This is a genomic window from Sporosarcina sp. P3 (assembly GCF_002743415.1).
In the GTDB taxonomy this organism is placed as follows: Bacteria; Bacillota; Bacilli; order Bacillales_A; family Planococcaceae; genus Sporosarcina; species Sporosarcina ureae_A.
The window spans coordinates 24,884-50,306 of record NZ_PDZE01000004.1; the positions used below are offsets into that span (position 1 = coordinate 24,884).

Genomic DNA, 25,423 nt, shown 5'->3' on the forward strand with positions numbered 1-25,423 from the left:
TAAAATAACAAATTAGCCAACGTCACGACAATCACACAATAACTACAAACAAATACTAAAAATCGCGTCACAGACATCTCGTCCTTTACCCTTTTCATTCATTCTATGTTCAGACTAGGTGTAATTAGACGAGTCCTAAAAGTCATAACCAAAAAAGACTGAAAACATCTCCCGAACCAAGGAGCATGTCTTCAGTCTCTTTTATTGTAAATTGATTTTATTTGGTTCGGGTTTTGACTTTAAGTTTTTTAACGCTCCGATGTTCACTTGATAGAACAACACACTAGTTGACCGTAAGTGCAAGGCGACTCCCGATGGATCAGCCCGATCAGGTGAGACAACTATAGGGAGCTTGCGACCTAGTTGGCTCACCGCGGGCCCATGGGAAAGCGTCCGCCTGGAACGTCGGTCAACGGCGCTATACACCTTGGCCATGGCCTTTGACCTTGAATTTCTTCCATTTAAAAAACGGAAAGGAGTCTAAAAAGACCCTTTCCGTTCACTTTATATCTTCTTAAACACCAACGAAGCATTATGTCCGCCAAAGCCAAGAGAGTTACTCATAGCATACGTAATATCCGCCTTGCGCGCCTCATTCACTACGTAATCCAAGTCACACTCTGGATCCGGTGTCTCATAATTCATCGTAGGAGGTAAAATCCCTTCCTGCAACGCCTTGACAGTGAAAATCGCTTCAATACCGCCAGCTGCACCAAGCAAATGACCCGTCATTGACTTAGTCGAACTCATCGCCAACTTATACGCATGATCACCAAACACGGTCTTCGCTGCCATCGTCTCAAATAAATCATTATACGGTGTGCTCGTGCCGTGCGCATTAATATAATCCACTTGCGTAGGTTCAACGCCCGCTTTTGCTAATGCTTGTTGCATCGCACGCGCACCACCTTCTCCGCCTGGCGCTGGCGCTGTAATATGGTGCGCATCTCCAGTGGAACCGTACCCAACGATTTCTGCATAGATCTTCGCGCCACGCGCAACCGCATGCTCGTATTCTTCCAATATCATAATTCCTGCACCTTCACCCATTACAAAACCATCACGGTTTTTATCGAACGGACGGGAAGCTTTTGTAGGATCATCATTTAAAGATAATGCTGTGCTTGCGATGAAGCCCGCTACTGCAAGTGACGTGATAGGTGCTTCAGTTCCACCTGTGATCATAACGTCTGCATCTCCACGCAGAATTACTTCAAATGCATCTCCGATAGAGTTGGTACCCGATGCACAAGCTGTCACAGAACAAGAGTTGATTCCTTTAGCACCTGTGAAAATGGAGACTTGTCCTGCAGCCATATCCGGAATCATCATTGGAACGAAAAATGGACTGACACGTCGATAGCCTTTTTCAAGGAATGTATTGAATTGTGTCTCATGTGACTCCATTCCACCGATCCCAGAACCGATCCAAACGCCTGTACGAAGCGCTAAGTCGCCTTCAAGTTCCAAGTTCGCATCTTTCATTGCCATCATCGCGGATGCGACTGCATAGTGCGTGAACCGGTCCATTTTACGAGCATCTTTACGTGACACGTATTCTTCGATATTAAAACCTTTGACTTCTGCCATTACACTGACTGGAAATTTCTCTTGATCCAGTCTTGTCATGACGTCAATACCGGATTTTCCTGCTAACACTGCTTCCCATGACTCTTCAGCTGAGTTACCTACCGGAGAAACTCCACCTATACCCGTTACCACTACACGTCGTTTTTCCAATTTCAAACTTCCTTTCTATTGTCAACTTTTATTTTCCAGGTTATTTACTTACCCCATTTTATACATAAGCCGCCCCATGTCAAGCCGCCGCCAAATCCTACTAGAACAATCACATCATCGTCTTTCACTCGACCTTCAGCTAAATCGTCTGTCAATGAAATCGGTATAGATGCCGCCGATGTATTACCGTACTTATGAACGGTTTTAGACATTTTCTCAACTGGTAAGCCTAAGCGCTCACGGGACGCTTCCATAATACGAATATTCGCTTGGTGAGGAATAAGATAGTCTACTTCATCTGTCTTCAAACCGGCTTTTTCCGCAACGCTAACTGCTGTTTCCCCCATTTGACGTACCGCAAATTTGAACACTTCACGGCCATTCATTTGTAGAAATTCGTCATGATAGAGATGCTTTCCACCTGAACCGTCTGCTCCTAATTCGAATGAAAGAATTCCTCTTCCTTCACTCACTTTTCCTACAACTGTTGCCCCTGCACCGTCACCGAACAAGACCGCTGTGTTACGGTCTTCCCAGTCAACGATTTTCGATAACTTTTCCACGCCTACTACAAGAACATAATCATATGTGCCTGATTCAACAAATTGCTTTGCTGTTACTATACCGTAGATGAAGCCTGCACATGCTGCAGAAATATCCATCGCTGCTGCGTTCTTCGCACCGAGACGTTCCTGAATCATCGTGGCGACAGATGGAAAAATATGATCCGGTGTTACCGTAGCCACTAAGATCAAACCGATTTGGTCAGCACGGATGTCTGCTGATTGTAACGCATCTTTCGCTGCTGCAAACGCCATGTCTGATGTGTCAATGTCATCTGATGCAATTCTACGCTCTTCAATTCCAGTGCGCGTGCGAATCCACTCATCTGAAGTATCTAAACGCTTCTCTAAATCTTCATTCGTTACCACGTTTGATGGAACATATTTCCCTATCCCTAAAAGTCCAGCTCTCATCTCATCTACCCCGTTCCTTATCATCTAATATTAGTACCTGGTAGTAATTATAGAAGAAAAAATAGGTTTTTTCAAGAAGAGGACACGTTTCCGTCAAATATAATGTATAATTTCATTTCAACGTTTTAGCTTACTATGGTATGATGTACTATGAAATAGACTAGTCGAGGTGAAAATCATGCACTATATTATGACATTTGTTTGGTCGTTCCTCTTAGTAGCTATGTTAAACTATGTTGCCGGCTCCATTGGGGGCAATGCATTTGACTTCATGGCGGGCGTTACCGTCTCAATCGTTTTGGCTATCCTTGTATTGATTATTACTACAATCATTCCAGACGAATCACCAGCAGACGTTTGATTTACGACCAAAAAGCGTAAGAACTGTTCAACAGTTCCTACGCTTTTTTTGATCTTATCGAACAACTTCCACAATCAATTCTCCTTCTTGCATAGAGAGTTTGATTTGCTGTCCTTCCACAAGACCGCCTCGTATAACCTCTTTCGCAACTTTCGTTTCCACATGTCGCTGAATAAATCGTTTCAATGGCCGCGCACCGAAGTCCGCATCTGCCCCTTCTCGAACAATCCAGTCGAGTACGTCGTCGTCATAGACCAACACTACATCTTGCTCTTCCAGACGCTCAACCAAATCACCAAGCATCTTGTCAGTGATTGCTTTAAATGAATCAGTAGTTAATGAGTGGAAGATAATGATATCATCCATTCGGTTCAATAACTCCGGTTTGAAATGACTACGAAGTGCTGCCATGATCAAATCTTCTTTGGCATGCTCTGAATCGTCTAACTCATTTTCAAGTAAATAAGCCGATCCGATATTCGATGTCATGATGATGACAGTGTTTGTAAAGTTAACTAAACGTCCTTGACTATCTGTAATGCGACCATCATCTAAAATTTGCAGTAAAATATTCGCTACATCAGGATGCGCTTTTTCAATTTCATCCAATAATACAACAGCATATGGATTTCGTCGTACCGCTTCCGTTAACTGACCGCCTTCCTCATAACCGATGTATCCTGGAGGTGCACCGACTAGACGTGACACACTGTGTTTCTCCATATACTCGGACATATCGATTCGTACAAAGTGGTCTTCCGAATCAAATAACGTCGCAGCCAATGTTTTCGCAAGCTCTGTCTTCCCTACGCCAGTCGGCCCAAGGAATAAGAACGACCCAATAGGCTTGTTCGGATCTTGTATCCCAGCACGCGCACGCCAGACAGCTTCTGTGACGAGTTGGACTGCATTGTCTTGTCCAATGACGCGCTCTTTCAATGTTTCATGCAAGCGCAATAACTTCTCACGCTCTCCTTCAACCAGCTTTGTTACCGGAATACCTGTCCAGCGAGCCACGATGGAAGCAATCTCTTCTTCCGTTACTTCTTCACGCAAAAGACGTAAATCTTTTGTTCCTTCTAATGGACTTTCCAATGCTTTCAATTCTTTTTCCAATGCTGGAATTTTACCATACTGTAATTCAGCAGCTTTATTCAAATCAAAACTGCCTTGCGCTTCCTCAAGTTCTCTACGGTAGCGATCCAGCTCTTCACGTGTACTTTGAATCGTTTTCAATGCCGCCTTTTCTTCATCCCACTGTTCTCGCATACCTTGTGAAGAATCTTTCAAGTCTTGTAGCTCTTCTCGCAAAGTCTGTAGACGCGACTGACTCATCGTATCTTTCTCTTTACGCAATGCTTGCTCTTCAATCTCGAGTTGCATAATTCTACGAGTCACCGCATCCAATTCAGATGGCATCGAATCGATTTCCGTACGAATCATGGCGCTCGCTTCATCAATTAAATCGATTGCTTTGTCCGGCATGAACCGTTCCGTTAAATATCGATCTGATAAAGTTGCGGCCGCAACGATTGCACGGTCATGAATACGCACACCGTGGTGCAATTCAAAGCGTTCTTTTAATCCACGCAAAATCGACACCGTATCTTCAACAGACGGCTCACGTACCATCACTTGCTGGAAGCGTCTTTCCAGTGCCGCATCTTTTTCGATATACATTCGGTACTCATCGAGTGTAGTCGCACCAATACAGTACAATTCACCGCGCGCCAACATCGGCTTCAACATATTCCCTGCGTCCATCGCACCTTCTGTTTTCCCGGCTCCAACGATCGTATGAATCTCATCAATGAACATGATGATTTCGCCATCGCTATCTTTTACTTGTTTCAAAACACCTTTCAGACGCTCTTCAAACTCTCCACGATACTTTGCACCCGCAATCAGCGCACTCATATCCAGTTCGAAAATTTTGCGGTCTTTCAATCCTTCCGGCACGTCACCTTTTACAATACGCTGTGCCAAACCTTCCACAATCGCAGTTTTACCGACTCCCGGCTCCCCTATGAGGACTGGATTATTTTTTGTTTTTCTTGATAGTATTCGGATGACATTTCGAATTTCTTCATCCCGGCCAATCACCGGATCCATTTTCCCGTTTTTCACTTCTTCCACAAGATTACGACCGAATTGCTCTAATGGTGAGCGCTGATCTTCTTGCATTCCATCCATGCGCATATACATCCGCCTTTCATTTGTTTGACTTTGACTATCTTTGATTAATTAAATCATAGTACATTTTTTGGGTAAAGTAAAAGATTAACACTCGAATTAGCCAACTATTTTTAGATAGAAAAAGCCGCCCGCAATTATGCGAGCGACGTATATTACACTAGTTGGCGAGGCGCAACGACTACCCCATCTTCGTCTGCGTAGACATAGTGACCTGGTGTCCATTCCACGTTTCCGAAATGAAGCACTTCGTCTTTTTGTCCTTCGCCACGTTTAATACTTTTGACCGGCATGCTACCGATCGCCATGACACCGATTTCCTGCGTGCCAAGATCCGCTGTGTCGCGTGCACAGCCATAGATAATGACGCCCGCAAGTTTACGATCTTGTGCGATTTCGCCGAGCATGTCCCCCATGAGTGCGCAGCGCTTTGATCCTCCACCGTCTACAACCAATACATGGCCTTGTGGAATCGTTTGCAGTGCTTCCTTGACGAGTACGTTGTCTTCAAAGACTTTCACTGTCGAGATCGGCCCCGAGAATCTTTTGTGCTTTCCGTAGGATTTAAACTCTACTGTGCATACTTGCAGTTCGTCGATGAAGTCATCGCAAAGGTCTGCTGTTTTAACTGACATTTCCCATTCCCCCTAGAACATTCTGTTTGACGCTACCCTATTCCTATTCGACAAAATCCTGCATTTCCTTTTTTAAATCTATATATTGTCATAGAAGTTACAGATATTTGCTAAGGATAATTACAGGGCGTCCGTAAGGGGATTGAAGCTCCAGCTGGCGGACGCTTCAATCCTAGTTACAAAGTGGTGGTAACTAGATTACATACTGCAGATAGGAAGTGAATGATTGTTGTAGTTTCTATTAGTTCAAGTTAAAAGACATTCAATTTATAAAACGATTACAAGCCAAATTTCACCGAATAACAGAAAATGTCACCCACTCAGCTTGTAAGGGATTGGCGCGTCCCCTCCGAAGCGCCAATCCCCGTCCCAACAGCCCGTCAGCCTGACAGCCCAACAGCCGACCCTTTCCATAAAAAAACCACACCGCGTTAAAACGGTGTGGTTTGTATGATAGATTAACGTACGCCTAGGGCAATCTTGGCATAACGTGACATCTTTTCGCGGGACCATGGTGGATTCCAAATGATATCTACCACTGTATCCTTCACCTCTGGAAGTTCCATTAGCTCCTGCTCAATATTCGCTACAATCTGTGGACCCATTGGACAACCCATTGACGTCAGGGTCATTGTAATTTTTGCGACTCCTTCGTCAAGCAACTCCGCGTTGTACACCAATCCAAGATTGACGATATCAATACCCAATTCAGGGTCGATGACGTTTTCCAATGCACCAAATAAGTACTGTTTGATCTCTTCTTCTGTGTTCATCGAAATACTCCTCTCTGCTGTGTAGTAATCTTATCTTACCAACATACTACCTTGCACGCAAATGCAGTGCAAGCCAATCGACTGCTGCCAGCATCCCTGGACGTGAAACAGCGTGCCCCGCCTGTTCATTAGGCATCCATTTCAATAGCTCCGGCTGATCTTCATAATCCTCTTGTATTTCTTCGTAAAACTCTTTCGTCAACGCGAACGGCACCATCGTATCTTGTTCCCCGTGCCACATGAAGAGTGGACGCTGATGCAGTCTGCCTGGATTTTGCGATAGATCCACTTGGTCAAGGGCTGCGAATAGTTGCTCGCGTTCTTCTTGAGACACGGGAATTTCCTTACCGCCACGCTCTGCGTAAGAAATTTGTCCTTTGGCTAGGCGCGTGAATGCAGGTGAGCCCATCATGACGGAAGCTGCGTCGATCCAATCGTAATTCGTCAGGCAGCCGAATGTCGTGATTCCACCCATTGAAGTGCCCCCCATGCCAATTGGTGTATCATCACCGATCAATTGTTTTTCATATAGTTCATCATGTAAAACATCTGCTTCTTTAATAGAAGTCAATACGATATCCCAAAAACTTAATGCTAATTGAAATTCATCTACTGATTCCGAGCGTTCACCGTGCAGTTTTGCTTCAGGTAATAGTACTCGAATTCCTTGTTTCGCTAGATTATATGCGTAATGTAAATTATGTTCTTTCGCACTAGTGAATCCATGAAAAAATAGTACAACAGGAATATGTTCTTTCTCTTTTGACTCTTCTACGATGTGAAGTACCGGGATCTCTTGCCATTTTTCTGAACGAATAATCATGACGTTTCCTCTTTTCCTACAATCATTTACTGTTATGTTAGAATAACAACATATACCAAATAAGACAAAACCTTCGCCTTATTGCTCATTCTTTTGACTTACTTACACGGTTAACGATAAACTATAAAGACATAACACTCTGATAGTAAAAGCAGTAATAGGAGAGGATTTCTTGAAACCACATTTGATAGTAGTAGACTTAGATGGAACATTATTAACGGATGAAAAAGTGATTTCAGCCAAAACAGAACAGACACTTCGCACAGCTGTGTCACAAGGACATCATGTCATGATTGCGACTGGACGACCTTACCGAGCTAGTGAAGTATATTACCAACAGCTTGGTTTGACGACACCAATCGTCAACTTTAACGGCGCTTTTGTCCACCACCCTACCGACCGTTCATGGCAAACAATTCACGAAACGATTGCATTGCCAATCGTCAATGAAGTAGTAGATGCCATGCAGAATTTCTCAGTCGAAAATATCATCGCAGAAGTGAAAGATGATGTGTATACCCACTATCATGATGAGCGCTTTCTGGAGATTTTAAACTTCGGCAATCCGCTCATCACAGCGGGTGACATTCGGAATTCATTAAAAACCGACCCAACTAGCTTGTTAATCCAAGCCGATTCAGTAACAGTTGATCCGATTCGACAGCATCTAGAAGATTTGCATGCAGAAGTCATCGATCACCGCCGTTGGGGAGCGCCATTTAATATTATAGAAATAGTTCGTCACGGCCTCAATAAAGCAGTAGGCATTGATGCAGTTTCGAAATGGATGAATGTGCCGCAAGATCGGATCATAGCATTTGGAGATGAAGACAACGACCTCGAGATGATTGACTATGCAGGTACAGGTGTCGCGATGGGAAATGCCATCGACCGTTTAAAATCCATCGCGGACGAAATAACCGACACGAACAATGAAGACGGAATTTCACGTATACTGGAAGAACGATTATCCTTACAGAAAAACATCGTCGTATAAGGGGGAAAAGAAATGAAGATTTTTGCGGATAGCGCATGCGATTTACCACTAAACTTCTTTACAGAAAACGAAGTTGAACTATTCCCATTAAGCGTTCTTCTAGACGGCAAAGAATACGAAGACATTGTCGAGATCAACTCAAAGGAAGTGTTTGATGCGATCCGTCAAGGACAGCAACCAAAAACTTCCCAAGCTTCACCCGATCAAATGATGACCGCTTGGAAAGACCTTGCAGCATCGGGTGAAGACGGCATCTATATCGCCTTCTCTTCCCAATTATCAGGAACGTACCAAACGGCAGTCATGACGAGCGACCAAGTAAAAGAAGACAACCCTTCTATGAACTTAGCGGTCATCGATACGCACTGTGCTTCACTCGGCTACGGTCTACTCGTTAAAGAAGCTGTACGCCTACGTAATGAAGGCATCGGTATGCGAGAGATCGAACAAGAAATTCGCACAATGGCCACCCATATGGAACATCTCTTTACAGTAGAAGACTTAGACTACTTAGCCAAAGGCGGGCGTGTATCCAAAGCAAGTGCGTTCTTTGGAGGACTGCTCAACATCAAACCGCTACTTCACGTAGAAGACGGTAAACTCGTCCCCATCGAAAAACACCGCGGACGCAAAAAAGTCTTACGGCGCATGATCGAAATGATGGAAGAACGCGGCAGCAATCTACAAGAACAAACCATCGCGATCAGCCATGGCGACGACCTATCCACTGCCAAAGAGTTCCAAGAAATGATCCAAGAAGTCATCCAACCAAAAGCCATCGAAATTCACCAAATAGGCTCCGTCATCGGCTCACACGCCGGCCCCGGAACTATCGCTCTATTCTTCCTTAACAACACAAAAAGCGAATAAAAAAACAGCCCGCATAAACTGCAGACTGTCTAGAACCCAAGATGAATTCCAGAATAGGAACTTATCTTGGGTTTTCTTCATAATGAATTAACGCATGATGTTTACTGTGCTAGCCTAGTTGATCGCAAGTGCAGGGGGGCGAGTGCCAAGATGTGCTCCTAACGCTACGCTTTTATTCGCAAAAGCCGTCTTTCGTAACGACTCTTCCCGGTGGCTCACCGCGGGCCCCTGGGAAAGCGTCCGCCCGGAACGTCGATCAACGGTTCCTTACCCCTTACTTCTTCTCTCCAACAGCTTCCTCAGTCCGACTCTGCTTGCCCTTTCGTATAACCATATACAAAAACAGGCCAAACAGAACAACCACCATAATAGAAGCAATCAGATAAGGGGTATTGAAACCCTTATCCTCCTCAACGATGTATATCTCTGCCAGCTCACGCTCAAGTACTAAAGGATATTTGTTATCCTTCGTCTTCTTAATCAAATCCTGACCTATCACACCGCGAAACTTCTTTTTATCTCCAAATACCGCAGGGTCTAGCTCGAATTTCTGCACTTCCGACGTATTATTGAGCGCAATAATCCACGTCTCCTCATCAGAAGAACGTTCAAACACGACAAAGCCATCTTCATTATGCAAGAGTTTGAAATCTCCTGTACGAAGCGTTTCCGAATCATTGCGAAGAGTGTTCAAATCTCCAATCCAATCGTGTAACTCCATATCCGTCTTAAAGTTAAAGAACGGATGGGATTCCGGTGCTTCTTTTCCATTGACTGCTATTTCTGTCGCATAAGGTACTAACGGAACGCCTGGGAGCATGAATTGTGCAACCGTCGCTACTTTCCAACGTGTCGGTGGGAATTGACGAAGCTCTACCATTTTATATGTAAAACGTGGACCAGTTAAATCATCAAATTGTAGTAATTTCCCTGTATCTTCATTGCTAAACTGGTTTAATGAAGACGTATCCGGGTCTACTTGCACAAACGATTCTTGGATCGCTGCACTTCGTTCTTCAGCCGGCATACTGTCAAATGATGCATCGCTCTGTTCATTTGTAATGACGTATAGATCAGCATTAGCTTCCTTCACTGCTTCGATCATGTCGTTTAGGAACCCCGTATCCGCATGATCCAGTAATGTCAGACGAAGCCCGTCCAATTCATAATCGGAAACAAATTGTACAGCGGATTCCAGCAGTTCTTGCTGTACAGCCGGATTGCTTACTTCACCTACTAAAGGGAAGTCTGCCATGATCTTCAAATCGTTCGCATGCATTTCTTCAATTAATGCAATGAATTCTTCCGCTGTTCCGAAATGCGGCTCAATCTCATCGTAATCCAATACTTCATTGCCATCATACGAAGCCGTTTTGAAAACCGGTCCGACAGAGATCATGGTAAAGTGCATATCGATCAAGTGTTGCAATCGATTGCTGATTCCAGCGAAGTCGCCACCGTTAAAAATTGCTGGATTTTTTGCGTCGGCATCGAAATCATTAGATTCAATCCCATTATTGAAACGGTCAACAAGTAAATCATAGATACTTTCATCGCTGAAAGATCGATCGGTATCTGCAAAAGCGGGTGGTGCTATCGATAGGGCAAGCATACAAGTTGCCAGTAGTCCGATTATTCGTTTCACTTTAGTAAATCCTCCTCATACAAACTCTTCTTTTAGTTTATCAAACGGTAGCAAGCCATGCCATTCTTTCTTGTGAAATCCATGGAGGCGTTCTATAAATAAGACAATCTTGTGAAAGTATGACGCTCACGTCAATAAAAAAAGCAGTAGAGAAAAATCTCTACTGCCGAAGCATAATTATTCGCGATCTTCTTCAGTTAAAAGTTTGAGATCCCGCTGTTTACGCGCACTGACTACAACGGAGACGGCAAACAGTCCCATCAGTACCAGGATTACAAGTAAAAATATCCAGCCAACCTGTGTTGCCATTTGCTCATCTCCTTTAGTAGTCAATAGTGATTATGCGAAAAAGTTGAAGCCCATTGGCAATTTGAAACCTATGAACAGCGTAGCAAGTAGCGCGACGATGAAGAGAATCCACATAAGACCTGTATTCTTCCCTTTATTTCCGCGAACTAGAACCATTTCCATAAATCCGATTGTCAGAATACCTAGGACAAATTTAATACCGTACAACATGGAATCAATGCTCATATGCTTAAAGAATAACGCAGCTCCTGTGATGATGATCAATACATAGAACAGACGCAAAATCATATGTGTAATCTTTTTTCCTTTTGTTCCTGTTGCCATACTGGCTGCTACTAAAAATAGTACAATTCCTACTACCCATGTAAAAATATGCATATGGGTTGTATCAGTTAAAAATCCCATTACTTCCACCTCATTATTAGTATAGTCGATTGATATTCTACCATATCTTTCAAACTACGACTATTCTGTTGCTTATTTCATAGACCTACGTATCATTCGAAACGGTTAACTAGTGTGCCGATTCCTTCGATGGATACTTTGACTGTATCGCCTTTTTTCAAATACGTTGGTGGTGTCATACCTTTACCAACACCAGCTGGCGTACCTGTCAAAATTACATCGCCCGGCTCTAATGTGACGTACTTAGAGATTTCCGCGATCAAGTCATCGATTTTGAAAATCATGTTGGACGTATTACCGTTTTGGCGCACTTCATCATTCACTTTTGTGACGACGGATAAATTTTGCGGATTTGGAATTTCGTCTTTCGTCACCACATAAGGCCCCATGGGACAAGAGTCATCTAAACTTTTACCTAAGAAGAACTGTTTGTGTTCTGTCTGGATATTGCGTGCTGTAATATCATTACCAATTGTGTAACCAAATACGTAATCATATGCCAGTTGCTTTGGAATATTTTTGCCTGTCTTACTAATCACGACAGCCAATTCTCCTTCATAATCCAATGAATCCGTCACTTCACTATGGATTGATAACGATTGCTCGTCCCCTGCGATGGCTGTTGGGGACTTGGTGAATAGCATCAATTTCTCAGGTGCTTTCGATCCAAGTTCCTCTGCATGATCAAGGTAGTTTTTTCCAACGCATAACACGTTTTTCGGTGTGCGTGGAATGGGAGATAACCACTCGATGTCAGTGAACGCATGTTTAAACTGCTCTACGTTTCCTTCAGCTTCCGTTTTCTCTACCAATTTACGAACTTCCTCTACAAAATCCATACCGTGGGAAACGCCTTCGATCATCGTTTTGGGGAAATCAGTTTGTCCCAACGCTTCAGCCATTGCGATTAGATCCCATACAGCTTCCTCGCGTTTAACTTTTGGTCCGAATAAAGTCTGTCCTTCGTAACGGAATGACAATAGTTTCATTTCAATACCCAACCCTTTCCATGTGAATTCACATACTCCTATGGTACGACAAAATCTACTTTTTTTCCTCTTTCACGACGAAATTCTTTCCGTACGACCACTTCCGCCACACAGCTTCAAGCGGCCCCATTCGGAATTTCGTCAACCAAACCTGCGCTACAATAAGCTGAATCGCAAAAATACCGATTGCCAGCCACGTGCCGGTCACTATATCTACTTTACCATACAGACCTACTCCATATGAATAAAATATCATCGTCGCAATCACCGACTGCATAATATACGTTGTAAATGCCATTCTACCAACATTTGCAAAAGGTTGCGTAATATTCTTTAAAAATGGAATTTGAAACAGTAATAAAAATAATGCCCCATATCCAAGCGTCAAAATTGGTCCACCAAATATGGATTGAACGAGTAAGATATTTTCGAATTTCGGATCGTCCCAACTCGGGATGTTCTTCAATACAACGCCAATCGGAATGAATACTAGCATCGCGAATAGCAACTTTCCTTTCAACGCATACATACGCTCAATAATCTTGAATTTCGATAACGCTGCACCGAACATGATCAATGGCAGAATGATAAAGACCGCTGTGATCGACCCGATGATTTCAAACGTGAAAAATTCATTCAAACGGAAAGCGAAAATATCGCCGAACGCACCGTTTGCATAAGCAGCAATCGCACGTTCGATTTGCTGAACATCTTCAAATCCATCCAACATATTTGATGAAGTTGCACTACGAGTAAGTGCCAAAATACTGTATAACAATAATGTCGGCACAAAATAAATAACGAACGAAAGTGCCAGTAACCATTTCTTCGGAATTCGAATCACCGCAATCATGATGAATCCCATGAGCGCATACGTAAACAAAATGTCACCTGACCAAATGAGTACCGCATGCAACACGCCAAAGATCAGTAGAATCCCCATTCGTCGTGCCATGAATGGTGCGAACTGTGTATTGTTTTTCAATGATTTTTCATACTGCATATTCACACCATAGCCAAATAACATGGCGAATAGTGGATAGAAACTAGCTTCTATAAACACATCGATAAAATGAAACATCGACTGCTCATGCGGAACGGTAAACCACGAATATGGATCCATATACGCATACGGCGAATGGAAATGAAGCATATTCGCAATCAAAATCCCGAGTAACGCAATTCCTCTCAAGTAATCGAGTGCTTCCACCCGTTCGGTTAGAGGTGTAGGAGTCAATTTCAAATGAATTCCTCCTGTAAGCTAATAATTTTTGCTCCGCTGAATAAATAGAGCAACATTTCTTTAATCTCAATTGAAAGAATGGATTCCAGTACGTTTTTATACAAATTCAACTGCGTGCCATAACGGACTTGCATTTCTTTTGCAATCGCCTGATCGGAATGAAACTTACTGATATCATCCGTTTTATAATCAACGAGTACCCACTCGCCGTCTTCATGGAACAGACAGTCAGCAATACCTTGTAGCAACTGGAACTCTCCTTCAACAGCAGGAAGTGCATAGGTGAACGGTGTTTCACGCAACACTTGATCGGCTTGCTTCATCCGTTTGCCAAGTGTCGTCTGAAAAAATGCCACAACCGCCTGAACATCAATCGCAGCTGCTTCTTCTTTCGTCAGGAGTTCACGTCTTTCAAGTTGCTTCACAAATTCCGTTGCACTCGCCTGATCTAGTTCCACTTTCAAATTCAGATGTTGCATGACCGTATGCATCGCGGTTCCGATTTCTGCTTTCGTCAAGGAACGCTTCTGCAAAAACGACGGTCGTTCATGAAGGTTCGCGATGCGTTTTGTGACGTCAGGTTCCATTTCTTCAAACGGATCGGCATCTCCTCGTTCGAACTCGAGCAACGCAATCCGTTTCAACTCACTGACCGATTGTTTAGAAGACAGCTCCACCGCATATTCAAACGGATAATGCGCGTCAAAACGACTTCGCACTTCTTCCACCAACTTCGGATCCGCCACGGCCGCTTCTTGATCAACAGGTATCCAGTCTTCGATCTCCACTTCATTTGTACTATGGAAAGCAGAAAACGGGTAAGCATTTACTTCCCATGATGACGGATCATCCATCAGTTCTCCACCCGTCGTCTTACCGAACTTCCCAAAGTCCATATGACGCGCAACGGCTGGACCGATCCAGTCGAGATAACCGGTTGCCCGTGAACGGGTGTATTCCGGCAGTGGTTCATGTTCATCCAATAACTGTGCTTCTTGCCACTTGTTCATCGTCTTTTCGATATCTTTAACAGAGGCAATCAATTCCAAATGCTCTTTAGCACGTGTCATTGCTACGTAGAGCACGCGCATTTCCTCCGCCCGCATCTCCAGCTCCTTTTTCTCCTTAATCGCTAGAAACGGTAGTGAAGTGAACATAATACGTTTATCTGGATCAATTGCTTTGACCGCGAGTCCAAAATGTTGATCAAATAAATAGGGGTTATGGAAGTCCATTTTATTGAACGGACGTCCCATGCCCGCTAAAAACACGTACGGGAACTCCAACCCTTTAGATGAGTGGATCGTCATGATGCGTACAACGTTTTCCTTTTCGCTCATGAACCGTGCTTCCCCAAGATCATCCCCACGTTTACGCATGCGATCGATAAAGCGAAGGAAACGGAACAAACCACGGAATGACGTCTTTTCATAGGCCATTGCTCGGTCATGTAACGCACGTAAATTGGCTTGGCGCTGTTTACCGTTCGGCAAAATTCCAACCATTTCATAATAATGCGTATCTTGATACACTTGCCAGATCAATTCCGATAACGAACCGTGGCGCGCCCTATTCCGCCAGTCTTCTAGTAGTAGGAAAAAGCGTTGCAGTTTTTCTTGTGTAGCAGGATTCACTCCCGCACCACCTGTCTGCATGAATACTTGCACTGCTTCATAAAATGTCACATTCCGATTGACGAGACGAATTTGCGCTAGTTCATTTTCGGTCATCCCTACAAACGGCGCACGCAAAACCGACACAAGCGGAATGTCTTGGTACGGATTATCGATGACACGCAAAGTATTGAGCATAATCATCACTTCAATGGCGTCAAAATAACCGGAGGATAACGAAACGTGGACAGGTATCCCAGCGGCCTTTAGTTCGTCCGCAATTTCACTCGACCACGTCATCGAGCGCATGAGAATGACAATATCGCTATATTCGAGCGGACGTTGCTTCCCACTAAATGCATCTGCTACTTGCGCTTGCTCTTCTTTCCATGCCTTGATCTTCTGCGCAATACAGCGCGCTTCCACTTGAGATTTCTTCAACTCCTGCTGGGCCTCTTGCTCTTCCGACAAATCCTCTTCTTCATTCTCATACAAAATGGTTAGCCCCGCTGAAACGTCTTTTTCGGGATATTGCGCACCGTACTTTAGCGCGGCCGCGTCGTCATACTCAATTTCTCCCACACGTGTCCCCATAATCTGCTTGAAAATAAAATTCGTTGCATCGAGCACTTCTTTACGGCTTCGGAAGTTGGCATTCAAGTCGATTTTCAATCCTTGATCTTCTACATCTGATGAAAAACGCTCATACTTCCCTAAAAACAAGCCTGGTTCTGCCAGACGAAATCGATAAATCGACTGTTTGACATCCCCTACCATGAATAAATTGCCGTCTGTTTCTCCGCCTTGCTTCACTAACTGCAAAATCGCTTCCTGCAAGAAGTTCGTATCTTGATACTCATCCACCAATACTTCTGCAAATCGATTTCGGTAATCGTTCGCAATATCTGAAGGAACGCGCTCCCCGTCCACTTCTTCGGATAAAATCTGTAATGCATAGTGCTCAAGATCCGAGAAATCCACTAAGCCGCGCTCTTCTTTGAGCGCTTGGTACCGCGTCGTAAAATCCTCTACCAAACCGACGAGTGTGTGCATAAGTGGTGCCATCAGTCGGATTTCTTCTAATAATCTTGCAGGTGTGCGAGTAAAATACGTATCTTTTAATGCCGTGACGATTTTCTTCACTTGATCACGCATCGACTTCCCACGCGCAGCCAAGTCTTCGTCACATGAATCTTTACGAATCGTACCCGCTTTCACCCACTTCAACGTCTGGAAATACGCAAAGGCATCTTCCCACTTGCCGTGCAGCATATAGTCAAGCGCACCATCAATCCACGCTTCATCCACTTTCGCAGTTTCTAGCAATGGTAGCGGTCCATCATTCATTTCCGCCACTCGCTGCAAATCACGCGCGATCGTTTTTGCTTCTTCAAGCGTATGCTGGATTGATACTTTCAACGAATCGATGAATGACAATCCGTCAATCGTCGCGTCCTCTCCAATTTCATATTGCTGTGGGATGAGCTCTAACCACTGCGATGGGTTCGGATGCACTCGAGAATAATCATACAGTTTATCAATTAACGTCTCGATCGCTTGATCATTCCGGTCTGCGGTGAAACTATCACTCAGACGATATATTGCTTCGGGATCTGGCTGACTATAGGCATCTTCCAAAACCAGTGCAATCGTGTCATCACGTAAAATCGCCGCCTCGGTTGCATCGGCAATACGGAATCCAGGATCGATATCGAGAACATAGGAATATTGCCGAACGACTTGCAGACAAAATGAATGCAAGGAGGAAATCTGTGCTTTATTCAGCAGATTCAATTGTCTGCGCAAATGCACAGAAGACGGATCTTGAACGATTGCTTCCTCAAGCGCACTCGCCATGCGATGACGCATTTCGGCCGCTGCCGCATTTGTGAACGTCACCACGAGTAGCTGATCGACATCTATCGGCTGTTCCGTGTTCAATACTTTTTCAATCATCCGCGTGATGAGGACTTTCGTTTTCCCTGAACCTGCCGCAGCCGATACGAGAATATCTTTACCGGACGCATGAATTGCTTTCCATTGATCGTCCGTGAAAGTCTCATGTGGCGGCTTATCTGGAATTCGCATCTGGATCGATCTCCTTCCTCATCTTTTCTAATGACTCTTCCGGCTTATAGGCCGAATAGTTCCGTGTCGGTTGTGTCGGATCGGTACTATCGAACTGACAAATTGACTGATACGAACAGAACGTGCACGGCATATGGTCTTTCAGAAGGTACGGATAGACACGCGTATCCCCTGACAACATGCCGTCGCCTGCTTGCTGATGTTTCTTACGGACATAGGAACGTAGAATATTAATATCTTCAGGTGGCACGACTTTTGAATTGGAATAAAACGAGCCATCTTTCTTTAAGCGTGCCGGAATAATCAATGACTCACTATCAATGTGGTCATCCATTGCCAACGCAACGTCTGCATCTTCTAGTATATAGCCTTGCATTTTATACGATTTCAATAACTCTTTTTCCACAGCCTCTTCGTTCAATTCTTTCGTTAAACGCAACATCGGATTGTGAACGTACATATACAACACGCCTGCAGGATTTGCGTAGACTCCGAGCCAATCCTCCGCATGCTCGAGTGCGACGTCTAAATACGTTAGCATTTGCAGTGATAATCCATAGTACACTTCGGTCAAATCAAGCGCACGAGCTGACGATTTATAATCGACTACTCGCAAATACGTCTGATCGTCTTTTTTCATTGTATCGATTCGATCAATTCGGCCTCTAATATGCATCTGTTGACCATTTTTCAAGTTGATTTCAAGCGGTGCAATTTCTTCATTTGGACCAAAACCTGCTTCAATCGCAATTGGCGTGAAGCTTGAATTACGCGCCTGCGACTGTAGTGCACGAATTGTCCGTTGAATGATTTGCATCAATTTTCGTTGAATATACGCATAGCGCTGACTCGATAATAAAATTCTGTGGAAGAACTTCGGTGCCAGTGCATCAATCGCATCTCGGCCTAACTGCCAGCACTGTTCTTTCGTCAACGCTGCCCACGACAAACCTTGGCGCATGACTTCATCGGATACCCACTTCAATGCTGCGTGGAATAAATCCCCGATATCTGGTGCTTCAAGCTGGAATTCAAAACGTTCTTGTAAATTCAAACCATACGTCGTGAAATGTTGGAACGGGCAACTATAGTACGATTCTATCCTCGAGACGCTCGTCGTAAAGGATGATCCATATAAACCTGTCGTTAGTTCCGTATCCAGTAATTCGGTCTTCTGACGCTTCAAAGCAGGTTGGACGATCGACTCTACAACGGAAGACCACAGTGAATCTTCTTTATAATAGGCTAGAACCGCTTGCCATTCAGGTGCGATTTCTTCCTGAGTTGAAGCTTGCCGCATAATCCGAATCGCGTAAGACAGCGCCACTTCAGGATGTTCAATATAGGCAAGTTTGTCTCCTACTTCGGACAATTCCGTTGGCTCCATGACGGCGATTTCCATCGGTATATTCGAAACCATCTGCTTAAGCCTTGGAATATAAAGAGAAGGTATCAACGCCTTTCCTTCTTCATCCGCAATAGGGTAGCTGACAGTCAAATGCGCACTCGCTCCGGTAAACGCCCGATACGCCATATACGATTCGCGCATAAGCTGAAGCTTTGTCGTAGGGGCTAGCGTAATACCAATTTCACTAAACAACTCTCGGTCACTGTCCGACAGCAACCCTTCGTGATCATTGCGCAGAGGCAATATCCCTTCATTCGCGCCGAGGACAAACACCGCTTCGACACCCATCGAATTAAACAACTCCATAGTCGTCACCGTCACTTGATCGAGCGAAGGCGGAATCAATTTGAATTCAAGCGTATCGAATCCTTCATCTAATATTTTAATCGCCTCTGCAATCGGCAGCTCCTTCTCTCCAAACATCAGAACAAACTGCTCCAACACATTAATCCAATTCGTCCACGCTTGTTCATGTTCTGCCGCTGCTTGCAACCGATTAAGTTTATGTTCGGTTTGTTGTAACTCTATAATCTTATCGTAGATACGAAGTGATTCTATCGTATAAAACAACGCTTCCGCCACGTCTCGACCGGTGCGGGCAGATTGTAACTTCTGCTGTAACTGCTCAATTGGCTCGCGAATCATATCACGCGTCTCCGCAAACTCCGCCTGCGTCGCCAGTTCTTCATCTGTTTGGACAGTACGAACTTTTTCTAGACCTCTATAGCGACTGACCTTCCAACGCTCTTCATCTTGCCAACGAGATTTGCCATGGATTCCTTTAGCTAGCACAAAGTTCTCCAAGCGGTCTGCCCGCTCTCTCCATACTTGCTTGCTTTCATTGACAGGGAAAAACAGGTCCGTCTTCACTGACCTGAACACCGCTTCATACGACCAATCAGTTCGCACCGCCTCAAGCAATGAACGCACAAACTCGATCAGTGGATGATGAAGCATCGGTTTCTTCTGACTAATGAACACCGGAATATCGTATTGCGTGAATATGTTCTGAATCAATTCGTTATACACATCCGGTTGTCGGTTTAACACCGTCATTCCTCGGTAACGCTTGCCTTCACGCATCATCTTGCGAATCGAACGCGCCACTGCATGAACTTCCGCACGGCGATTCGACGCTTCAATAATTTGGATCGCACCTTCCGATTCAAACGATTTGGGAGGATAGTGATCAAACTGCTCTTCTAAATGGGCCAATTCTTGATTTGAAAAGCGTTGCAACTGCGTCAAATGTACGCGTTCTTCACGCTCCACGGACTCACTGTATGCCAGTTGTTGTAGCGTTTCGTACTGTTGCTGAGCTGTATGGAATAATTCGTGCTCGCTGTTATGCACTTTTTCTTCCATTGGCAACACGACGGTCACTCGTTTCGTATATTTCATTAATTGTGTAATAATCGTGTATTCTTGTGTCGTGAAATCACCGAAGCCGTCTATGTAGATCGACGCATCTTGCAACCACTCCGAATGCGGCAACTGATCAGCTAGCGCATTGAGTTGTCCTTCACTATCCATGTAGGTCGTGCCTAAACGTTCTTCAATTTTCTCCAGCAACAACTGCAAATCATGCGCTTTGTCCTGCAAAATCCGAGGAGCTTGTTGCTCCGCAAGTGTATTTCTCAATTCACTAAACGCCTGCTGATCAATACAATATTTACTGAACTCTTTCATGACGTCACTAATCTGTTCAGCAAACCCATGCTTCGAAGCCGCTTGTTTAAAAAGCTTAAACGACTCCTTATTGTCTTCCAGCACACTACGCACAAGCATGCGATAGCCAAAACTATCCACTTCCTCACGCGTAATGCCCCCGACCTCTTGCAAAACCCGCCAAGCCAATCGTTTAAACGTCAGCACCTGGGCACGAATCATACCAGACAGCCCCGACTTAACCGATAGACTATATTCCATAGAATACGATAACTGATCCGGCACAATCACCACAATAGGCGCCCCCATCGGCCGCTCCTTTAATTCTTGTGCAATCTCCCGCTCAATAAAAGTCGTCTTCCCCGTTCCAGAACGACCCGTAATAAAACGCAATGTCATGTTTTTCTCCCCTTTCGTTAGAAGTTGAATGTATATAGAGTCAATTATTAAATAAGTAAGTAAGTAGCAGTATAGTGCCGTAGTTCTTGCACATAGTTTTTTCTGTTTGATCAGTAGTTCTTTATTTAGCAGGCAATGCTAAAGCGGACACGCAGCGACTGCAGTATCCAACAACCAGTCGAGCAACGCCCCCAACGCCGTATATCTTTATATTCACTTGAACTTTCTATGAGAAGATAACTTTTCAAAACACAATCCTAAGAACCACAACGTAGTTGATCTGCGTGGAAGGCGGCGACTCCCGCGGGAATAGCATGAGCCTTGAGACCCCGCAGGGAGCGAAGCGGACGAGGAGGCTCAAGCCATGCCCGCAGGAAAGCGTCCGCCTGGAACGCAGATCAACGGTGCTTCCCCCACCATGTCTCACTATTTCAGAAAGCAGAAACTCACTAACTTCAATACCCAACAACCAGTCGAGCAACGCCCCCAACACTACATATCTTATATTCACTTGAACTCTCTAAAAGAAGATAATTTCCCAAAACACAATCCTAAGAACCACCATGTAGTTGATCTGCGTGGAAGGCGGCGACTCCCGATGGATCAGCCCGATCAGGTGAGACAACCAAAAGAGAGCGAAGCGAACTGGTTGGCTCACCGCGGGCCCATGGGAAAGCGTCCGCCTGGAACGCAGATCAACGGTGCTTCCCCCTCCATCACTTCTCTTTATTTCAGAAAATAAAAATCCTGCCACCCTTTCCTCCATTGTACCGAAAGAAAAGAAAGACAGGAAACGTTAACCTTTATTCTTTTTCACCTTCACCCCGCACACTAGAAAAACTCCTAAAATCATCCTCCACCTTCCGCGTCAACCTACGCTCAAACCATTTCCCCACCAACCACAACAAGAACATCACAACAAACATAATCAACGTCCGGATCGGCTGCGTAACAAGCGCCCGCACATCATAGCCGATAAACGTAATCATCATAATCATCACAAGCTTACCAAGCATCAACACAAACAAATAATTCTTCTTATTCATATTCGACAAGCCCGCCACAAGATTCACCAAAGCAGAAGGCGTAAACGGAAAACAAATTAAGACGAACAACGGACCAAAGCCATTACGCTCGACCCACTGAATCAGCTGTTGTACTTTCTTAGGACGCGTCAGAAACGAAAAGAACTTGTTGCCACCAAATCTACGAATGAGCAAGAACACGACATACGAACCCGCTACGGTTCCTGCCCAGGAAAGCACAAAGCCTAGCCAAAAACCAAACGCGATAGCATTGGCAATAACAAATATGAAGAGAGGCAGAAATGGTAGGAACGCTTCCAAAAATGGCGGAATTAAGCCCATCAAAAAACCTAGCGCCTCATACTCCTCTGCTAGATCTTCCACTTTATCAATTGTTAGCCATTCATTCATCGCTGACACCCTCACTGATTTTCATAATTTTTAGTCATAATGCTGTAGAATATGTTGAATTATAGTATACTAGCTCCTAGATTCATAAAAAGAAAGATGGACTGCCTAGTGAATACAACCTTTTTTCATGGCCTGAAAGCAGGATCGAGTATTGCCATCGGGTACTTTCCCGTGGCGTTAACGTTCGGACTGCTCGCTAAAACGACTGGCCTCTCTATTATGGAAGCAACTGCAATGAGTCTATTCGTCTACGCAGGTGCGGCTCAATATATGGCGCTTAGTTTACTCGCGACTGGCGTTGCTCCGTGGCTCATCGTGACGAATACATTTATCGTCAATATCCGGCACTTCCTAATGACCGCTGCTCTGAGCGAAAAAGTGGAGCCCGCGTCAAAATGGAAGAAAGCTATGTACGCATTCGGCATCACCGATGAAACATTTTCGGTTCTTGCCACACAACAGAATCGACAAGTCACGACCGCCTTCACATTCGGTGTAGCCTTGATCGCCTATAGCAGTTGGGTGATCTTCACAGCGGTAGGTCACGTCATCGGAGCCAATTTACCGCAATTTCTACAACAAGCGATGTCTGTTGCACTGTATGCCATGTTTATCGGCTTGCTCGTCCCGTCTATGAAAGGCAATCGTAAGGTAGTGTTGCTTGCAGCGATAGCGGCAGCCATTCACTGCGTGCTCTATTACACGCATCTATTGTCTACTGGATGGTCGATATTGGTCGCGACGCTTGCTTCCGCAATCTTTGTTGAAATTCTATATGTAAAAAGTAATAAAAACGTCGATCGCTTTACTGTACAGAAGGAGGAAAACTGATGGGATCTACTTATTGGTGGATGTTGCTTGGCATGGCCATTGCCACCTATGTGCCTCGAATGATTCCGTTAACCATTCTCGATGGCAAGGAATTGCCGCCAGTTATCAGCGGTGTGTTGCGCAACATTCCTTATGCAGTACTCGGTGCACTTATTTTTCCAGCTATTTTACATATCCAAGATGATATTCTTTTTGGCATCATAGGTGCCGTCATAGCGTTCGCTTTAGCGTTCATCGGCCTCGACGTCATGTTTGTCGTGATTGGGACCATTGCAGCGCTCGCTGTCTACAGTTTATTTTAACTCGTACTCTCACTATTCCCCATAGCGCAGACAATTAAAACAACTACTAACTAGTATTCGTAACAAAAAGCGGTTTTCAAAGCATATATGCTTTTTGAAAACCGCTTTTCTTCACTCTTCGGACTGATTCAGCCGCGCATTCTTCACCATGCGCGACGCAAACCAAAAACCTACTGTCAGTGACACAGCATCCGCCACATACAACATCCAGTTATGCGTATATCCTGCATAAACAGAAGCCGCAATGAGCGCTACTGTCAAAATTAATCCGACGACGTGATGAAATGTCACGCGCGTAAAAAACACAACTAAAATCCCTGGCAATAACATCGCAAACAGCAACTTCGTTTCGAAATCATGCATAGTGTTCTCCCCTTTTATCGCACAACTACGATACCTAAACGGAAGTGATCATGACGGAACAGCACTTGTTGCTTCAGACGTACCTCTTGGTCGCGGCCGATTACTTGTAAACGACAGTGTGCAGCGTTGACTTGGATGGCGTCATACAATTGATCTTCATTGTGAATCGAGATCCCGTTCACCGACTTGATCAAATCTCCTGGCACAATGCCCATCTTCTCTGCTGGTGAATCAGCCAGAACGGCTACTACATACACGCCTTCCGATTGAGGCACTAACAACACTTGCTTATTGCGTTCTGATAGTGAAATCATAGCGCTCAACAAGATTCGGCATAGAACACCTGCAAGTAATGCCGCCCAGCCAAGTACTGGCATCCAGATTGCGCCAATCCCTACAAGCACTACCGCTACACCAAGCCAAGCAATAGCTTTTCCCATCTTAGGAAACAGCACGTCTGGGAACGTCGAACGTACCAGTTGCGAGAATCCGATTACGACAGGCACCGGAATGAAGGAAAATTGCTCTGAGCCTAATGTGAATTGCGGCCAGTATGGAGCAAATTCCGCCACCATATGTCCCGGCACTAAAAATACGACGGGCACGAGCCAAAGTAATTTAGACTGATAAATGGCTCCACGCATTCCACGTTGCGTCGAAACGAATGTTGGAGACGTATGACGCGCCGCGTGACGACGAACCAATAAGCCTTCCGAAATCAACAACAATCCTGCAATAATCGGTACCGTTATAGCCAATGTACCGAAGAAGTCCAGATCTTCTTGAACGAACCATGTGCCGATTGAAAAATCTCCTGCAAAACGATCCAATGCCCAGAGCGCAAAAAACGCGAGAGCCACATAGTAGATCGGTGATGCTAGTTTATAAGAGAATGAGACAATAACGAGCAACATACTAACGGATAAAAGGATAATCCAGTTAAAGTCCACGATCAACCCTATACCTGCGATCAGAATCGACAGGACGAGTCCGTGCAACCAACCTACTGAGAGAATGTGTTTCATTTCAGTAGAACCTTTATGTATGCCCACATTGAAATCTGTTCGTTCGCGGCTTACCCGTTTACTGCCCAGCATATAGGCAGCCACTAAAGCGATTAGCCAGACTGGATTCAGAAAAAAGTAGAGTAATGCTTCTTGTAAATTACGTAATAGTTCGCTAGACATCTTCTGTCACCTTTCCCGCTTATCTTTACAGCTCTTTTCTTCATTGTACAAAAAAAGATAGAAAATAGCGAGTGAGTTCTTAGCGAAGTTCCAATATAAGCTAAATTACACAATAAAAAAAGAGGCTGTCAGCACGTGTCTTGTTGCCAAGACCTTGCCGAACCGCCT

22 protein-coding genes are annotated in these 25,423 nt (G+C 44.5%); 6 read left to right on the forward strand and 16 right to left on the reverse strand.

What is annotated here, in order from left to right; translation table 11 throughout:
* Positions 1-504 precede the first annotated feature (504 nt).
* Both fabF and CSV61_RS06385 read right to left on the reverse strand, forming a co-directional pair.
* Positions 505-1,740: a beta-ketoacyl-ACP synthase II gene (gene fabF, locus CSV61_RS06380; RefSeq protein ID WP_099638517.1), complete on the reverse strand. Its 1,236-nt coding sequence runs from the start codon at positions 1,738-1,740 to the stop codon at positions 505-507.
* A 44-nt stretch (positions 1,741-1,784) separates the two neighbouring features.
* The gene (locus tag CSV61_RS06385) at positions 1,785-2,717 is read right to left on the reverse strand and encodes a beta-ketoacyl-ACP synthase III (RefSeq protein ID WP_099638518.1); all 933 of its coding nucleotides are present in this window, start codon (positions 2,715-2,717) and stop codon (positions 1,785-1,787) included.
* A 178-nt stretch (positions 2,718-2,895) separates the two neighbouring features.
* Between CSV61_RS06385 and CSV61_RS06390 the strand changes: the two genes are divergently transcribed.
* The gene (locus CSV61_RS06390; protein ID WP_029052481.1) at positions 2,896-3,078 is read left to right on the forward strand and encodes a DUF2929 family protein; all 183 of its coding nucleotides are present in this window, start codon (positions 2,896-2,898) and stop codon (positions 3,076-3,078) included.
* A 54-nt stretch (positions 3,079-3,132) separates the two neighbouring features.
* Here CSV61_RS06390 and CSV61_RS06395 read toward each other — a convergent pair whose 3' ends face one another.
* The 4 genes from CSV61_RS06395 to CSV61_RS06410 form a co-directional block, all read right to left on the reverse strand.
* Positions 3,133-5,271 (reverse strand): ATP-dependent Clp protease ATP-binding subunit, encoded by a 2,139-nt coding sequence (locus CSV61_RS06395; protein ID WP_369824327.1) that lies wholly within the window; start codon positions 5,269-5,271, stop codon positions 3,133-3,135.
* Between the two features lie 155 nt (positions 5,272-5,426).
* Positions 5,427-5,906, reverse strand: a complete 480-nt coding sequence (gene rraA / locus CSV61_RS06400) for a ribonuclease E activity regulator RraA (protein WP_083035253.1) — start codon at positions 5,904-5,906, stop codon at positions 5,427-5,429.
* Positions 5,907-6,364: 458 nt separating this feature from the next.
* Positions 6,365-6,679 carry a metal-sulfur cluster assembly factor gene (locus CSV61_RS06405; RefSeq protein WP_083035252.1) on the reverse strand — a complete coding sequence of 105 codons (315 nt, stop codon included), beginning with the start codon at positions 6,677-6,679 and terminating at the stop codon, positions 6,365-6,367.
* A 46-nt stretch (positions 6,680-6,725) separates the two neighbouring features.
* Positions 6,726-7,502, reverse strand: a complete 777-nt coding sequence (locus CSV61_RS06410) for a prolyl oligopeptidase family serine peptidase (RefSeq protein ID WP_099638520.1) — start codon at positions 7,500-7,502, stop codon at positions 6,726-6,728.
* Between the two features lie 172 nt (positions 7,503-7,674).
* Between CSV61_RS06410 and CSV61_RS06415 the strand changes: the two genes are divergently transcribed.
* Both CSV61_RS06415 and CSV61_RS06420 read left to right on the forward strand, forming a co-directional pair.
* Complete coding sequence (locus CSV61_RS06415) at positions 7,675-8,499, forward strand: Cof-type HAD-IIB family hydrolase (protein WP_099638521.1); 825 nt, start codon at positions 7,675-7,677, stop codon at positions 8,497-8,499.
* 12 nt (positions 8,500-8,511) lie between these two features.
* A complete protein-coding gene (locus tag CSV61_RS06420) occupies positions 8,512-9,369 on the forward strand; it encodes a DegV family protein (protein WP_099638522.1) in 858 nt (285 codons plus the stop codon).
* A 274-nt stretch (positions 9,370-9,643) separates the two neighbouring features.
* Here CSV61_RS06420 and CSV61_RS06425 read toward each other — a convergent pair whose 3' ends face one another.
* From CSV61_RS06425 to addB, 7 genes are all read right to left on the reverse strand, one after another.
* Positions 9,644-11,014 carry an alpha-amylase family glycosyl hydrolase gene (locus CSV61_RS06425; RefSeq protein ID WP_099638523.1) on the reverse strand — a complete coding sequence of 457 codons (1,371 nt, stop codon included), beginning with the start codon at positions 11,012-11,014 and terminating at the stop codon, positions 9,644-9,646.
* Positions 11,015-11,191: 177 nt separating this feature from the next.
* Positions 11,192-11,323 (reverse strand): hypothetical protein, encoded by a 132-nt coding sequence (locus CSV61_RS17180; protein ID WP_255408169.1) that lies wholly within the window; start codon positions 11,321-11,323, stop codon positions 11,192-11,194.
* A 30-nt stretch (positions 11,324-11,353) separates the two neighbouring features.
* On the reverse strand, positions 11,354-11,728 hold the full coding sequence (locus CSV61_RS06430) for a YisL family protein (protein WP_099638524.1): 375 nt from the start codon (positions 11,726-11,728) through the stop codon (positions 11,354-11,356).
* A 92-nt stretch (positions 11,729-11,820) separates the two neighbouring features.
* The gene (locus CSV61_RS06435; RefSeq protein WP_099638707.1) at positions 11,821-12,717 is read right to left on the reverse strand and encodes a fumarylacetoacetate hydrolase family protein; all 897 of its coding nucleotides are present in this window, start codon (positions 12,715-12,717) and stop codon (positions 11,821-11,823) included.
* 55 nt (positions 12,718-12,772) lie between these two features.
* Positions 12,773-13,960 (reverse strand): DUF418 domain-containing protein, encoded by a 1,188-nt coding sequence (locus CSV61_RS06440; protein ID WP_099638525.1) that lies wholly within the window; start codon positions 13,958-13,960, stop codon positions 12,773-12,775.
* Complete coding sequence (addA, locus tag CSV61_RS06445; RefSeq protein ID WP_099638526.1) at positions 13,957-17,661, reverse strand: helicase-exonuclease AddAB subunit AddA; 3,705 nt, start codon at positions 17,659-17,661, stop codon at positions 13,957-13,959. Before addA ends, CSV61_RS06440 begins: the two co-directional genes overlap by 4 nt.
* Positions 17,645-21,136, reverse strand: coding sequence for a helicase-exonuclease AddAB subunit AddB (addB, locus tag CSV61_RS06450; RefSeq protein ID WP_099638527.1), 3,492 nt, complete (start codon positions 21,134-21,136; stop codon positions 17,645-17,647). The genes addA and addB overlap by 17 nt, the downstream gene beginning before the upstream one ends.
* A 364-nt stretch (positions 21,137-21,500) precedes the next feature.
* Between addB and CSV61_RS06455 the strand changes: the two genes are divergently transcribed.
* Positions 21,501-21,878: a hypothetical protein gene (locus tag CSV61_RS06455; RefSeq protein WP_099638528.1), complete on the forward strand. Its 378-nt coding sequence runs from the start codon at positions 21,501-21,503 to the stop codon at positions 21,876-21,878.
* 61 nt (positions 21,879-21,939) lie between these two features.
* Here CSV61_RS06455 and CSV61_RS06460 read toward each other — a convergent pair whose 3' ends face one another.
* Positions 21,940-22,572: a TVP38/TMEM64 family protein gene (locus CSV61_RS06460; protein ID WP_099638529.1), complete on the reverse strand. Its 633-nt coding sequence runs from the start codon at positions 22,570-22,572 to the stop codon at positions 21,940-21,942.
* Positions 22,573-22,680: 108 nt separating this feature from the next.
* On the opposite strand from CSV61_RS06460, the gene CSV61_RS06465 reads away from it, so the two are divergent.
* Both CSV61_RS06465 and CSV61_RS06470 read left to right on the forward strand, forming a co-directional pair.
* Positions 22,681-23,403, forward strand: a complete 723-nt coding sequence (locus CSV61_RS06465) for an AzlC family ABC transporter permease (protein WP_369824318.1) — start codon at positions 22,681-22,683, stop codon at positions 23,401-23,403.
* Entirely contained in the window at positions 23,403-23,705 is a 303-nt protein-coding gene (locus CSV61_RS06470; RefSeq protein ID WP_099638531.1) for an AzlD domain-containing protein, read from the forward strand. Before CSV61_RS06465 ends, CSV61_RS06470 begins: the two co-directional genes overlap by 1 nt.
* Positions 23,706-23,816: 111 nt before the next feature.
* Here CSV61_RS06470 and CSV61_RS06475 read toward each other — a convergent pair whose 3' ends face one another.
* Positions 23,817-24,068, reverse strand: coding sequence for a CsbA family protein (locus CSV61_RS06475; protein ID WP_099638532.1), 252 nt, complete (start codon positions 24,066-24,068; stop codon positions 23,817-23,819).
* Between the two features lie 14 nt (positions 24,069-24,082).
* The gene (locus CSV61_RS06480) at positions 24,083-25,255 is read right to left on the reverse strand and encodes a PDZ domain-containing protein (protein ID WP_099638533.1); all 1,173 of its coding nucleotides are present in this window, start codon (positions 25,253-25,255) and stop codon (positions 24,083-24,085) included.
* Positions 25,256-25,423: the final 168 nt, after the last annotated feature.